Origin of the sequence: Neoehrlichia mikurensis (assembly GCF_019186785.1) — a bacterium.
Taxonomy (GTDB): Bacteria; Pseudomonadota; Alphaproteobacteria; order Rickettsiales; family Anaplasmataceae; genus Neoehrlichia; species Neoehrlichia mikurensis.
In genome coordinates this window covers 582,420-597,649 of sequence record NZ_CP066557.1, presented here as the reverse complement: position 1 = coordinate 597,649, position 15,230 = coordinate 582,420, and the positions used below count along the sequence as shown (strand labels likewise).

12 protein-coding genes and 1 tRNA gene are annotated in these 15,230 nt (G+C 27.3%); 5 read left to right on the top strand and 8 right to left on the bottom strand.

Annotated elements, in window-relative coordinates; all coding sequences use genetic code 11:
- Window positions 1–287: 287 nt before the first annotated feature.
- Window positions 288–1,511, bottom strand: coding sequence for a cell division protein FtsA (ftsA, locus tag HL033_RS02410; RefSeq protein ID WP_218193726.1), 1,224 nt, complete (start codon window positions 1,509–1,511; stop codon window positions 288–290).
- 64 nt (window positions 1,512–1,575) lie between these two features.
- Entirely contained in the window at window positions 1,576–3,027 is a 1,452-nt protein-coding gene (locus HL033_RS02405) for a TrkH family potassium uptake protein (RefSeq protein WP_218193724.1), read from the bottom strand.
- Between the two features lie 528 nt (window positions 3,028–3,555).
- On the opposite strand from HL033_RS02405, the gene HL033_RS02400 reads away from it, so the two are divergent.
- The 3 genes from HL033_RS02400 to ftsH all read left to right on the top strand — a co-directional run bounded on the left by HL033_RS02400 (window position 3,556) and on the right by ftsH (window position 6,811).
- Window positions 3,556–3,643, top strand: a tRNA-Ser gene (locus HL033_RS02400).
- A 23-nt stretch (window positions 3,644–3,666) separates the two neighbouring features.
- The gene (tilS, locus tag HL033_RS02395; protein WP_218193722.1) at window positions 3,667–4,950 is read left to right on the top strand and encodes a tRNA lysidine(34) synthetase TilS; all 1,284 of its coding nucleotides are present in this window, start codon (window positions 3,667–3,669) and stop codon (window positions 4,948–4,950) included.
- Window positions 4,951–4,966: 16 nt separating this feature from the next.
- Complete coding sequence (ftsH, locus tag HL033_RS02390; RefSeq protein WP_218193721.1) at window positions 4,967–6,811, top strand: ATP-dependent zinc metalloprotease FtsH; 1,845 nt, start codon at window positions 4,967–4,969, stop codon at window positions 6,809–6,811.
- Window position 6,812: 1 nt separating this feature from the next.
- On the opposite strand, the gene HL033_RS02385 is transcribed toward ftsH, so the two are convergent.
- A complete protein-coding gene (locus HL033_RS02385) occupies window positions 6,813–6,980 on the bottom strand; it encodes a hypothetical protein (RefSeq protein WP_218193720.1) in 168 nt (55 codons plus the stop codon).
- A gap of 52 nt (window positions 6,981–7,032) precedes the next feature.
- Window positions 7,033–7,821: a prolipoprotein diacylglyceryl transferase gene (gene lgt, locus HL033_RS02380; protein WP_218193719.1), complete on the bottom strand. Its 789-nt coding sequence runs from the start codon at window positions 7,819–7,821 to the stop codon at window positions 7,033–7,035.
- Window positions 7,822–7,916: 95 nt separating this feature from the next.
- Here lgt and murJ point away from each other — a divergent pair, with 95 nt between their 5' ends.
- Both murJ and HL033_RS02370 read left to right on the top strand, forming a co-directional pair.
- On the top strand, window positions 7,917–9,431 hold the full coding sequence (murJ, locus tag HL033_RS02375) for a murein biosynthesis integral membrane protein MurJ (RefSeq protein ID WP_218193718.1): 1,515 nt from the start codon (window positions 7,917–7,919) through the stop codon (window positions 9,429–9,431).
- Between the two features lie 437 nt (window positions 9,432–9,868).
- A complete protein-coding gene (locus tag HL033_RS02370; protein ID WP_218193717.1) occupies window positions 9,869–10,777 on the top strand; it encodes a hypothetical protein in 909 nt (302 codons plus the stop codon).
- Between the two features lie 234 nt (window positions 10,778–11,011).
- Here the strand turns inward: HL033_RS02370 and HL033_RS02365 are convergent, their stop codons facing one another.
- From HL033_RS02365 to secD, 4 genes are all read right to left on the bottom strand, one after another.
- Window positions 11,012–11,170 carry a hypothetical protein gene (locus HL033_RS02365; protein ID WP_218193715.1) on the bottom strand — a complete coding sequence of 53 codons (159 nt, stop codon included), beginning with the start codon at window positions 11,168–11,170 and terminating at the stop codon, window positions 11,012–11,014.
- A 27-nt stretch (window positions 11,171–11,197) separates the two neighbouring features.
- Complete coding sequence (locus HL033_RS02360; protein ID WP_218193714.1) at window positions 11,198–12,796, bottom strand: hypothetical protein; 1,599 nt, start codon at window positions 12,794–12,796, stop codon at window positions 11,198–11,200.
- Window positions 12,797–12,928: 132 nt separating this feature from the next.
- Window positions 12,929–13,099: a zinc-finger domain-containing protein gene (locus tag HL033_RS02355; protein WP_218193712.1), complete on the bottom strand. Its 171-nt coding sequence runs from the start codon at window positions 13,097–13,099 to the stop codon at window positions 12,929–12,931.
- Window positions 13,100–13,282: 183 nt separating this feature from the next.
- The gene (secD, locus tag HL033_RS02350; protein ID WP_218193711.1) at window positions 13,283–14,791 is read right to left on the bottom strand and encodes a protein translocase subunit SecD; all 1,509 of its coding nucleotides are present in this window, start codon (window positions 14,789–14,791) and stop codon (window positions 13,283–13,285) included.
- Window positions 14,792–15,230: the final 439 nt, after the last annotated feature.

The window sequence follows — 15,230 nt, the reverse complement described above, 5'->3', positions numbered from 1 at the left end:
TATACATTGAATAATTATTTTATAATAGCAAGTACATTACTATTCAAAATTCTGTAATTCTTCTGAAGCAATGATAGAAATCTTACTAACAAAGTACTTTACAATCGTAAAAACATTATTGATTATGATGATTCTTATACGCAGTACTAATCCTAAAAAGTTATTAAGTATAACAATTTCCTTAAAATCATTACAACTATCATCATAATAAATTTTACATATTCACTAATCAAACTAATTCAAAAAAAATATTAATAATATTATAACAATATCCAGTGATAGAATAATCACTTTATCCATTCAAATAACCTTTTAAATCTGCTAATTCTTTTAGAATTATTATAATTGCCATTATAAAAAGTCTGTGCAACAAGTAAAGTCACCCCAATAGCAGCAGAAAATATAGGATTACGCGTATACTCTACGTCAAGACCATTTATACTTACAGGTATTCCTATTCTTACTTGTTTATTTAAAACATAACTTGCAATTTCTTTCATACTTGTTAATTGACTACATCCTCCTGTAATAACTACTTTTCTTACAATATTTTTTTGCTTTTCTAACTTATCTTTTACTAACTCTAATATTTCTTCAATTCTTGGCCTAATTATACCAATAAGATCTGACTTCATTACCGATATTAATTCTCCATCATAATCATCATTTTCAGCTTCAATAACATAATTCTTATCTGCAGATGTAAGCATGATATTACCATGCAAAATTTTTATACGTTCTGCGCTTTTAACACTAGTATATAATCCATAAGCAATATCTCTAGTTACATGTACTCCACCTAAAGGTACACTATCAGCATAAACAAACTTTCCTTTATCAAAAATACCAATAGAAGTATAGCTACCTCCTATATCAACAATTACTGTACCTAACTCTTTTTCATCTTCAGTCAAGCAAGCTAATCCAGATGCGTAAGATTCTACAATACATCCAGCCATACTTAAATTACTATTAGTAATACAATTTTCTATATTCAATAATGCTAATTTTGAAGCTGTAACTACATGCATATCAGCCCTTAATTTACTACCATAAAGACCTTTTAGCTCTGTAATACTGCTAACATTATCAAGATGATAAGCTATAGGAATATTATGGACAATAACATTATTATCACAACATTTCTCATAAGTCTGCAGTACAATTCTTTTAATATCACGATCTGATATTTCATGCACTGTAGAATTAATTTCATTTACAACATTGAATGAAGAAACACCACATCCAGAAATATTAATATAAACTTGATCTATTGTTTGTTCAGCAATCTGTTCTGCAAGATCTATGCTTGATAAAACTGAATAACTTGCATGCTGCATATTTGTAATTGCACCACCGTTAATACCATCTGCAGCTTTATGACCTATTCCTATAATTTCAGGCACACCATTATTCATTTTTACTGCAAAGCATACCATTTTTGTTGATCCCATATCTAGAATCGCAAAAACATTCCTCCTTGGTTCTGTCATGACAGCAGAATGTAACATATTTTTTACTCTAGGAAATAAAAAATACAAAATCAGTCCAATCTTATATTCTTATTAAAACATATCAAGCGTTTTTACATTTATAAAATATAAAGTATAAAAATACAAAAACTGGCATTATTTCTAACCTTCCTATCAACATTAAAAAAGATAATAACAATTTAACTAACGGTAATAAAGTACTATAATTACCTTTTGGCCCGACAATTTCACCTATACCTGGACCTGTATTTGCTAAAGTAGCAATAACTGCCGTAATAGAAGTTGTAACATCTACTCCACTTAAAGATACAAGCATACAAGATAAAATAAAAATAGAAATGTATAAAAAGAAAATCATACCTACTTCCGATAATATGCTGGGATTTATAATTTTATTATAGAAACGCAAACTTACTTCTTTATGACTACCAAATACAATACTTGTTATATATTTATGGGCACCTTTCAATAAGATCAAAATACGATATATTTTAATACCACTATTTGTAGATCCACTACAACCTCCAATAAACATCATTAAACATCCTAACATGGATACTAATCCCCAATGACTGTAATCATAATTTGTAAATCCAGTAGAAGTACTAAGTGATACAAAAGGAAATACAACATATCTTAAACATTGTATAAAATCATTGCCTGTACATAAATTATTATTATAAATCCATATCATACTTAATATTGAACATCCAATAATAATAAAAATAAGACAAATAACCTGTACATCAAAAAACCTTTTTTCTAATATTGCGTTTAAGTACATATTAAAAGGACACGAACTTAACAGCATAAATACTATTGCTATATTTTCTATATATATACTATTAAAATACTGCAGAGAATTATCATAATTAGAAAAACCACCTGTTGATATAGTAGATAATGCATGACAAATTGCATCAAAAATAGACATTCCCGCTATTTTATAGAAAATTGTACACAATATTATTAGCATGCTATATATTATAAGTATATATACTAAAGTTTTTAAAAAACCAAACTTGAATCTCGTTGACGTATCAGAAGATTCGCAATGGTACAAACTATACAAGCTTATTACTTTTAAGCATGGAAATAAGAAGATGCCTGTTACTATTATTCCTAATCCTCCTATAGAATTTAAAATAGAGCGCCATAATAATATACCTGGGGATTTTTCATGTAAATTACTTAAAACAGTTGCACCTGTTGTTGTAATTCCAGATGTTGCTTCAAAAAAAGCATCAATATAAGACAACTTAGTATCAGAAAGAATAAAAGGTATTGATGATAATATTGAAAGCATAATCCACAAACTACTTGTAATACTAAATACTAATCCTCTTTTTAACGTATGCAATTTTCCAACAAGTATACATCCTATTCCAAAAAAAAATACTATCAAACTTGATATTATAAATCCTTGCCAATCATGGTTAGCATAGAGGTTAACTATTGATGGAATAAGCATTACATTCGCAAAAAACAAAGAAAATAATCCCACAATAAAAATTGTTACACGTAAGCTTATCATTAGTGTCCATAAATAACTACTGCATTACAGTATGATATTGAAAATAAAAAAAATTAATCATTTTCTATAATGGAAAAAACATTCTGCTTTATCAAGTAATGCAAAATTAGTAATATTAAGATTATAATGCTATATACAAATATGAGTTGTAAATGAACGTTCGAAATTAATAACTTAAAAGCAGAACATAGTGACACATATCCCTATATATTATTGTATAATATAAGAGGTAAGCTATTATAAAGCTAACTTGATATATACTATTTCAACTTCTACAATACTGATAAAGGTTTTAGAAAGTTTTGTTAAAACTTTCAAATTATTGTACTTTCATATAGATTACTATAAAACCTATACAATCCAACATAAAAAGTAAATATTATAAAGCTGGCTTAACAACATACCAGTCTTTCATAAGTAAAAATCTTTTTTTGTATAATATTAATTATTATTTTTATGTATAATACTAATTATTATAATTAAAAACATTTATATCAATACTATTTCTGTTAAAATATATCTCTGTAAGGAAAGGTGGCTGAGTGGTCTAAAGCGCACGCCTGGAAAGCGTGTATACAAAATTTTTGTATCGAGGGTTCAAATCCCTCTCTTTCCGTTTTTGCGTAACATTGAATAATTATGAATTTAGAGTTAAAATTTCTACATAAAATGCATGAATTAAATTTGCAAGGAAACTACGCTGTTGCAGTTTCAGGAGGAGTAGACAGTATTACCTTATTACATTTAATATCTATTTATCACAATATAAATACTAAATTACATCCTACAATTTTGACAGTAAATCATGGATTACGAAAAGAAGCAACACAAGAAACTTTATTCGTATATAACATATCACAAAAATTAAAATTCACATGTCAAATATTAAATTGGAATGGTATAAAACCCATGAGTAATATTCAAGCAGTTGCTAGAACTATTAGATATAGTATAATGCATCAATGGTGTGAACTCAATTCTATAAAATATCTTATAACAGCTCACCATAAGAATGATCAAGCTGAAACTATTCTTATGAGATTAGAAAGAGGCAGTGGATTAGATGGATTATCAGGGATGCAAGAAAAATCCAAGTTTAATACAATAGAAATATTAAGACCTTTCCTTTGTTTCACTAAAAAAGAAATACTAAATTACGCATCACAAAAGCAGTTTTATTGGATAGAAGATCATAGTAATACAGACATAAAATACAAAAGAACTTTATATCGTAATCTTATTAAAGTAAGCGAAAATTCAGATGTACTAATTAACAGACTATACAAAACGACACTACACATTAAACGTGCTATAAATTGCATATTATATTATGTGCATGCCGCACTTAATGATTGCTTAGAATTTAATAAATTAGGCTTTATAACCATAAAATTAAATAAATTTAATGAAGTGCCAGAGGAAATAGCCTTAAGGTTATTAGTATATTCACTAATGGCCATAGGGGGGAAAAGCTATAAGCCAAGATATGAAAAACTCATTAACCTTTTCTATAAAATAAAGAATAACCAACTTATTACTCCTATGACATTTTGCAATTGTAAAATCATAAATAATAAAGATAATACCGTATCTATAGTAAAGGAAGTTTCATCAATAAAATTACAGTATATTAATTCACGTACCACATCACCAATATTATGGGATGACAGATTTATGCTGAAAATAAATAATAATAACACCGAACAAGTAAGTATTACACCTTTAGGTAATCATCCTATACCTAAAAATCTCAAAGCATTTTATAAAGAAGCCATATACAGCTTACCCATCTTAAAAAGAGAAGATAAAATTCTTGCTTACCCTTTACAAAATAATAATATAAATAATATTCCTATTATTAGCATTGAAGATGTGCTAATTAAGAAAAATATAGTCGATTTAATTTATAGTCAGTTTAATTAATAGGGAGCTACTAACTATGCGAAAAATAACTGAAGGATTAGTTATTTGGTCTGCAATAATTATTATAATAACTGTATTATATATACAGTTTAATAATAAAATTATTGGGAATAGTAGTATTAAGTTACCATTTTCAGAATTTTTAAATAAACTGGATAACAATGAAGTAGAAAGTGCTGTTATTACCGATCGTAATATTGAAGGAATATTACGAAATGGGTCAAAGTTTCGTACACATGGTGTAATATATGACAATTTAATAAAATCGTTACATGCTCATCAAGTAACCTTTAGTTTTGCAGCAGATGAAACATTTTTAGGTATCGTGGGTAATATATTTATCTCATGGTTCCCAATGTTTTTATTAATTATAATATGGTTTATTTTTTTAAAACAAATGCAAGCAGGTGGCACTCGTACAATGAGTTTTAGTAAGTCCCGTGCACGTCTTATGACAGAAAATCGTAATAAAGTAACATTTAATGATGTTGCAGGAATAGATGAAGCTAAAGAAGAATTAGTTGAAATTGTAGAATTTTTAAAACATAGACAAAAATTCCAAAAATTAGGAGGCAGAATACCAAAAGGATGCTTACTTATAGGATCTCCAGGAACTGGCAAAACCTTGCTTGCACGTGCAATTGCAGGCGAAGCAAATGTCCCCTTTTTTAGCATCTCAGGATCTGATTTTGTTGAAATGTTTGTAGGAGTTGGCGCAAGCAGAGTACGGGACATGTTTGAGCAAGGAAAAAAGAATGCCCCTTGTATTATTTTTATTGATGAAATAGATGCAGTAGGAAGACATCGTGGAATAGGGTTAGGTGGAGGAAATGATGAAAGAGAACAAACTCTTAATCAGTTGCTTGTCGAAATGGATGGATTTGAATCAAATGAGGGAGTAATTATTATTGCTGCAACTAATCGTCCTGATGTTTTAGATAATGCATTATTAAGACCTGGAAGATTTGACAGACAGGTTACTATACCAATACCAGATATTAGCGGCAGAGAAAAAATAATAAATGTGCATATTAAAAAAATTCCTATCGCTCCAGACGTCAATATTAAAGTTATTGCAAGAGGTACTCCAGGATTTTCTGGTGCTGATTTATCAAATTTAGTAAATGAAGCAGCGTTAGTAGCAGCCAGACTCAATAAAAAAATTGTCACTATGAACGACTTTGAATACGCAAGGGATAAAGTGATGATGGGAGCAGAAAGAAAATCAATGATTATGACAGATGAAGAAAAAAAACTAACAGCATATCATGAAGCTGGTCATGCTGTAATAGCTTTCTATACTCCTGCATCTGATCCTATACATAAAGCAACAATTATTCCACGTGGTAGAAGTTTAGGCCTAGTTATGAGATTACCTGAATCTGACCGTGTATCTCACACTAGGGAAAAAATGATTGCAGATCTTACTGTTGCAATGGGAGGAAGAGCTGCAGAAGAATTAATATTTGGATATAATAAAGTAACTAGTGGAGCATCTTCGGATATAAAACAAGCTACCGATCTTGCTAGATCAATGGTAATGAAATGGGGTATGAGTGATAAAGTAGGACCTTTATATCACAGTGAAGAAAAAAATGAGATCATATCTAATGATTTAGCAAACTTAATCGATAATGAAGTAAAGCTAATAGTATCATCAGCATTAGAAAGAGCAAAAAATATAATTAACGAGCATTTAGATGCATTACACACTATAGCTAAAAATCTCTTAGAATTTGAAACACTTACCGGGAATGATATTAAAGATATAATTGATGGCAAAAAACTAATAAAACATAACAATGATAATGACAATCCAGTAAAAAGTTCTTTGGCTAATTTACCACATAATAAGGGCTAGCTTAGCCAGCAGTGTTTCTTTCAGGCACTTTATAAGCTGCTATTCGCACATCTACTAGATAAGAATGTGGGTTACTTGAAGATTTTTCAGATGACTCTACTAAATATTTACCCTGTAAAAACGAAGAGCCAAGATCTTTACTTTTTATATCATAAGAAGAAAGGGACATAGAAACACTCCTACGCAGCATAGCTACAGCTATCCTGCGAAAAATATCATTATTAGTGTAAATTTGCAATACTTTTTATCAATAAAAAAATTCCTGCTATTACCATTGGAATTGATAACAATTGCCCCATCGTAATACTATTAAGCAAAACGTACCCCAGTTGAATGTCAGGTTCACGAAAAAATTCTATAACAAATCTAAAAACTCCATATAATGTCATAGTAATTCCAAATAACAACCCCTTATGTTCTTTAGCAGTAGTAAAATAAAAAAGAAAATTATTAATAAGAAATAATAAAATTCCTTCAAAAATAGCCTCATATAATTGACTAGGATGTCTAGGCAACAAATCATTACTTGCAGGAAATATCATCCCCCAACTCACATTTGTCACTCTTCCATATAACTCTCCATTAATAAAGTTTGCAATACGTCCTAAAAATAAACCTAAAGGTACAGAACAAGAATACAAATCCATTAAAGACAATACAGAAATCCTTTTTTTTAAACAAAAAATTTGAGATGCAACTACTAATCCTATAAAACCTCCATGAAAAGACATTCCTCCATGCCATACTTTAATAATTTCAAGAGGAAATTGTAGGTAAAAACTCAAATCATAAAAAAAAACATAACCTATTCTTCCACCAATAAGAACTCCAAACATTGCCCATGACATTAACGAATCATAGTCTTTTCTACATAAAATAACATATTTGCCTACTTTCGCCATATACCAATAAGAAAATAATGCCCCTATAATATATGCTAGTGAATACCAACGTACTTTTACATAACCTATTGTGAAAGCTATAGGACCTATACTAGCTAAATTTGACATCAAATCATATATACTCAAGGAAATTGACATAGTTACTTAGCTATTTTATAATAGTGCTCATTATCCTATAATTTTCCTTCAAAAAAAGTCAAGTAATGCTTAAAAAAATTTTAATATTTAGCTTTTTTACTTTTATTTCTAGAATATTAGGATTGCTACGCGACATAATAATTGCATATAATCTTGGTGCACATGAGTTATCAGATATATTTTTTGTAGCATTTCGGTTACCCAATTCTTTTAGAACATATTTTGCAGAAGGTGCTATTAGTTACGCATTTATACCAGAATATTCGATAAAGCTTATTGATAAATCTTTAGCAAAAAAATTTGCAGATAACATTTTTTCAGGATTAACATTAATATTAATACTCGTTTGCACAATAATAATAATCTTTTCCCCTCAAATATTTAAGGTACTAATTCCAGGATTCTCTAATCATACTGATAAATTAGAATTAGTTGCTAATTTAGCAAGAATTATGATGCCATACTTATTTTTCATTTCTCTTACTACTTTAATTAACAGCATATTACAAACTCATAATTTTTTTACAGTAACTGCTATATCTCCCATTATTTTAAATATCTGTTTAATTTTAAGTACATTTATACCTCACCTATATGCTACATGTATATATAACCTTGCAATATCAGTGTTAGTAGCAGGAATCCTACAATTTACTTTAGTGTTTTGTATAGCACTTAAAAATAAAGTAGGAGTAAATATACAAATACCAAGACTTAATAGTGATACCATATCTTTTTTAAAAAATACTATGGTATCAATATTACATAATTCTGTATCCCAGATTAGTATTTGGGTTAATACAATATTTGCAAGTTTCACTACAGGTGCAATATCTTATATTTACTACGCTGACAGAATTCATCAGCTTCCTCAAGCATTAGTAGGTATTTCCATTAGTACTGTTTTATTGCCAACACTTTCAAAAAAAATACAAGTTAATAATTTGCAAAATATTATTGATATTCAAAATAGAACTTTAGAGATAGGGTTAATATTTATTATTCCATCAATGATAGCATTAATCATTATACCTGATGCAATATTATTAACATTATTAAACTACGGTCAATTTAACTATATAGCAATTTACAATATTAAACCTGTTTTAGTTGCATTCGCATTTTCCTTACCATCCTTTGTAATAAGTAAAATATTTTTAGTATCTTTTTATATACGTAAACAAATGAACATCCCAACACTATTTTCATTAATATCATTAACAGTAAGTATTATCATGAATATTATACTCATTAATTTTTATCAATATGTAAGCATAGCAATTACATCATCTATTGCATCTTGGATAAATGCAATTTTACTTATATTATATTTAAAAGCCCGTAATCTATATAAAATTAGTTCTTCATTGCCACTAGTACTAATACATATAATTATATCATCTATAGCTATGATAGTTACTATACTAATAACATATCACATTATATACCCTCTATTCTTTCACAGAGCCATTTTTAGGTGCATCGGGTTATTAATACTAATATTCTTAGGAGCATTAACATATTTTTTTACATTATGTTTTATCTTTAAGGAAAAAATCACACTTAAATACTCAATATAAATTATATTAGTTAATAGATAAATTTTTATAAACATATAACACTAAATGTAGTATTTAGCACATCCTGAGTAAACACTATCTCATATTAAGAACATATTACCTAGTTAATTAGTATATGATATTATGATTACATCATTAGAACTAATACCGTATCACATCAATCATATATATTATTTTATAAGTTATCTTTTTCAATAACTGCTCTGAATACTAATATCCTTTCTCACATTATGTTTTATTTTCAAAAGAAAAATTATACTTAAATACTAAGTGTAAATTATATTAGCAAGTAGATAAATTCTTTAAAATTAACTATAAGATTGATTAAATTTTATTGATCACTTGATAATGTTATTAATATATAGCTTATGAAATTATTTTTTTTTTTAATAAAAGTTTATTAATATAATAAAATACAATTTAAAAGTGTAAATACAATGATAAAAACCATTTTGATTACAAAAAAACAAATAGAAATATTATTTACAAATCACGATAATATAGAACACTTTATAAAAACATTTACAGTATTAGACAAGTATAAGGCTGCTAAAGCACTATTCCCGCATACTGTTCTTATAAAATATAATAATAACAATGTTATATTAAGTACTTCCCAACAATTTATTTATAGTGAAATTTATCATATGATAAATTATATGTTATGTCACAATTTCAACATTAATATTAATTTAATTGTAGAAACACTAGAGAAAGCTTGCAGTCTTAACACAAATAATTTTTTAATATGCAAGTTTTCCAATAGGCCTCAGTATAGTATTACTATACGCAATAATACTATAATTATGAACCCAATATCAAAAAATTACTTTAATTTATCTTCACAAGAAAACAAGCATTTAATACACTTGTTAAAGTCCAGTAATATAACATGTGATTTTGCAATAAATAATATAAATCGCTCTATAGATATCACAATTACCAATAACGTATATAAGACAATGGAGCATATTGTAAACATCTTATTACAAGTTAATATTATAGAGCAATCAGATAAGGATGATGCTATTCAAAGTTTAATTAATTTAGCCTTTTATGATTTTACAACTCATGAACTAAAAATCGTTAAAAATATCGCTCAATATCCAACTGATCATCCCTTAAGTAAATACAGAACTATGGCAAAAAATGTTGAAAACATATTTTTACACTTAGCAAATGACCAATATCTTGATACTCAATCTCTTACCCAATTAAAAAACGCTCTAAATCGTATAGGAGATTTTTCTACAGCTCCATGTATAATAATGCAAAGTTTTAATAAACTAAATAAAAACTTTCATGAAAAAGTTCAACATATTATTAGCAAAAATACAAGTCACTAAAATATAATTATTTATAAATACATTAAAAAATAATGCTCTAGATAATAAATTACATAAAAGCTTTTTAAAAAAGCATTAATTACAAGTCATTAACCTACATATTAAAAATATACAGAACACCCCTATCATAACACAATAAAGTTAATATAACTATTATTTAAAATAACGAATCATTTCACATATTCAATATTTTACAAAAAGATCACAAAATTTTACTTAAGCATCACTCACTAATTACTTAACACCAATATACTTTTCCAAATCTCCGCATGCTATACATGACTTATTTGCAATAAAATCATAGGTAACAAAACGATTATTTTCTAAATCTATTCTTAGCAATTTTCCAACCAAATTTGTAGATATATTTATCAGATGTTTAACTACTTCCATAGATATTATACTACCTAATCCAATATTTTATCCACATCCCACAGCATTGGCTCTAAACCTTAATCCTTCGCTGCAATGTGGAGCTATAAATGACGTACCAGCTGTTAAAACCTCATCATCATTAAATTCAACTTGTGATTTAAAAACATCTCCAAAAATTCCCGACTTATACGCTTCTTTAAGCAATGGATCTTTAATATCATATAACGATTCGTCATATTGACCCATACCTTGCTTTACAGAATAATCTAGAGAACTTTTAATTGCTAAGTATGCAGTAGTGCTAATATTTAACTTTGAGGCAACCATTTTATCTTTTTTATAATAATTGCTTATTCCTAAAAGTGTACCCGCTACTAAAGCAGCTACTGATAAGAATAGCACAGATATCCATTTCTCATATACTAAAGGTATTGTAATATTATTAGTAACATGCATTAATGCAATAATAGATATTATAGATACAATAGAAGCACCTATAGCTGATACAGTTTTAGCTTTTTTATTCTTAATAAAAAATAAGCTTGCAAATCCTAACAATAACATTGCATAAGATACTAAAGATCCATACAAGCTAATATTTTCTTGCTTTAAGCAACAATTTAATACCAACTGCACAATCCTAGAACATCCAATAATAGCAATACCAAAAAATAAATAATATCTTAATAAAAGCTGTGATTTAGTTAATTCATTATCTTTAGCTATAAATAATAACACATCTCTAGTGCTCACTGCTTTACCTATTAAAGTAGTACAATCTTTTTTTAAAGTTGCACCTTCCGCTAAAGATGGTTTATAAAAATAATTGATAGCACTACCATAACATATAACTTTTTTTCTTAATAGATCCTGCATTTCACTATTAGAGCTAAACAAAATATCATAGGAAGATTGTGGAATTTTTGTTAAACATTCTCTAAATTGCCAAGGACGTAAGTTTAAATAATTACTTTCTATAATATCTTTCACACTTCCATAATAAATAAACAGCATAATAAATGCTAATGGTGGAATCAAAAAGACAATACCTGTAAATACAGTCCTAAATATCTTTTCCTGTAAAGTTAACAATGACCACTTTTCTGCATAAAAACAAGCATCATATAATCTATGTTTTAGCGGCTTAGAACTATGATAATAATCTACAACATGAACTTTTGAATTAGCATCTCCACACATTATCTCCCCAAGATCAGATAATAGATTACTTATATTCTTTAAATCAAATAATTCAGCGTTTAATAATATTATTTCAGCATTCCAATACTTCTTAATTGTCTCCCCTTTATATTTTATATTTATTATTCTACATGGAAGATTTTGCTGCAATAAGTTATAAGCTGCTTTTAAAGCATTATTATCTTCACAAATAAACACTCTACTAAAAAAATTTTCATCTTCTTCAAAAAAGATATTATTAATACAGATTCGTAATACTGTTCTACCATTATTCCATGATAAATGTCTATCAATGCTTAATATTCCTTGTTTTTCTAATTCCAATAATTTATGACGTAATGGTATTACTTTACGTACAATTTTACCCCTATTAAATATACCATAATTTTGATCGTAAAATATCACATTACTTAAAATTGGGGTACTTACTCTTAGAAATCCCATATCTACTTACTCTTTAATGCCATATTTATTACATACTAATTAATAGTACACCTAAATTATAACATTATTTGTATATTAATCAAACTAATTTAATATTTTAACCAAATGAATTGAATTATTAATGCATATTCCTTAATTTTCATTGCAAAAAAATACTTTACTACAATAAGGACATACCACTTTTTCTTTAGTTAAAGTCAGATATATCTTTGGATGTTCTACATAGTTATCGTCATCACCCTTCCCACTACACCATACTACTTTTTTACGTTGATTATTCTCTATACTATGCTCTATGGTCATAAAATACCTCTATAGGTTAATACTTTACTTACATTACATTATTTGATATCTTCATATTGTTGAAATAAGTTATTTATACTCTATGATACAATAACAGTTTGATATAAATACTATTAAATCTAAAAATATCGCCTATATATTACAGTTTATTTTTCATAAAATAGTAACCTTGCACAATAACAATTATAGATTTATAACTTTCAACTTCATAACTGTTACCCACAAATCTATCAGAAATCTAGTCAAGGTAATTGCTGACAACATAGAACATATAATCCCTATAGATAAAGTGATAGCAAATCCACTAATTGATCCACTGCCTATCATAAACATAATAGCTGCAACAATTAGTGTTGTAATATTAGAATCAAAAATTGTTAACATAGCATTCTTAAACCCTGTATCAATAGACCATCTAAGTTTATTGGTAATTTTCATTTCTTCCCTTATTCGCTCAAAGATAAGAACATTTGCATCTACAGACATACCAATAGTTAAGATTATTCCTGCAATTCCAGGTAATGTCAAAGTAGCCTGTAGTAATGTTAATACAAAAAGAATAAATATTATATTAAAGACTAATCCAATTACAGCAATAACACCAAAAGGGCCATAAACTAATATAATAAATACTGCAACTAATAAAATTGATGTAATCATTGCAATTTTACCTTGAGCAATAGAATCAGCACCTAAACTTGGTCCTATGGTTTTTTCTTCAATAACATGTAACGGTGCAGGCAGTGCACCAGATTTTAACAAAATTGCCAATTCTTTTGCTTTATCAAGTGAAAACTTTCCACTAATTTCACCACTACCTCCCATAATTGGTTCATTTATTACAGGAGCAGTCAATACAATATTATCTAGTACTATAGCAAAAGGTTTACCAAAATTTTCCTTAGTAATTTTTGCAAATTTTTTAGTAGCAAAATTATTAAATCTAAAATATACAACTGCCTTACCCATCTGATTTATCCCTGCACTCACATCTATTAGTGAATCACCACTGATTTCAGCTTTACGCAATACAGGATATGTATTACCTAAATTATCATGAAGTAAAACTGTAGTGAAAGAATTAATATCACTAAATTTCTTAACATTCTCTAATAAATGAAAAGTTAGCTTCGCAGTTTTACCAAGCAAAGACTTAATATTTTCTGTATTATAAATACCTGGTATTTGTAAGGATATTTTATCTGTTCCATGACTTTTTATTGATATTTCCTTAGTACCAGATGTATCCAATCTGCGCTGTATATTACTAATAGAGCTAGACATAACATCTTTATATACTTTTTTAATATAGGCATTATTGAACAAAACAGCAAAATGCTCCCCCTTATCTGCAACCTCAATATCTTTATAAACTTTTTTTATTCTATAAATATCATCTCTATTTTTTAAATTTAAAATCAATACTTCTTGATTAACATAAAGTTGATTGTATGATATTTTTTCACGCTGCAAAAAATCCTTTAATTCATCACTTAAATTATATAACCTTTCTCTTAAATGCTCTTGAAAATCTATCTTCAATAATAAATATCCACCACCTTGTAAATCTAACCCCAAATTTATTTTATTTTTTGTTAATAAAAAACCTCCTTTCATAAAATTAGGTAATACTGAATAAATTGACACAGTACATAACAAAAATATAACTATAGCTTTTATCGATAGTTTCATACTAGTAATTCACAAAATAACAACAACCATTATATTTAATTAACAATTATGAAGATAGTTTTTTATTATATTAGTCACTATAGAAAATAATAATTATCGCGTTACAACATTTTACGCACTAGCACTACTTGATATGGTAAAAGCTTCATGAATAAATCATAGTAAAAACTACATCTTTCAAACACATTATAAAATAATGTCAACATCACCTTAAATCTTTATTTTATATAAAATACCCAGTGTTAATATCTTTACCTTATATATAAAATTAGCAGTAACTTATCAAAAATGTAAACAAATAGTATAATAATCATTTGCGATATAAAATATCTATTTAAATAGAAGTATATGGACATCGTATATTTCAGCAGATCATTTGTTTATAATCAATAAAAAGTTTTTTCTTTAAAGTATGACAAAAAAAATAAACGCTTAACTG